Annotated in this window: 1 protein-coding gene; it reads right to left on the reverse strand. The window is 50.2% G+C overall.

Features of this window, described 5'->3' with window-relative positions:
- Positions 1–257, reverse strand: a 257-nt coding sequence (locus tag AAEY78_RS13875; RefSeq protein WP_352339948.1) for an SIS domain-containing protein, incomplete at both ends; no start/stop codon positions are given.

Here is a 257-nt window from a genome sequence, read left to right on the forward strand (position 1 = left end):
GTACTCAAGTTTTCGCCAGTCATACGCTCTTGCACGACACCCACTTTTAAGACCAATAGCATCAAAGCGGCAAGCTGAGTCGTAAAGGCTTTGGTAGAAGCAACGCCGATCTCGGGACCGGCAAGCGTGGGTAAAAAGATATCCGTCTCACGTACCAGTGATGATGTCGGTACATTACACAAGGCCAAGCTGACCAGACCTATTGGTGCTTGCTTTTGAGTATCACGTAGCGCTGACAAAGTATCGGCCGTCTCACC

The organism is Psychrobacter sp. 16-MNA-CIBAN-0192 (assembly GCF_040309565.1).
Classification (GTDB): Bacteria; Pseudomonadota; Gammaproteobacteria; order Pseudomonadales; family Moraxellaceae; genus Psychrobacter.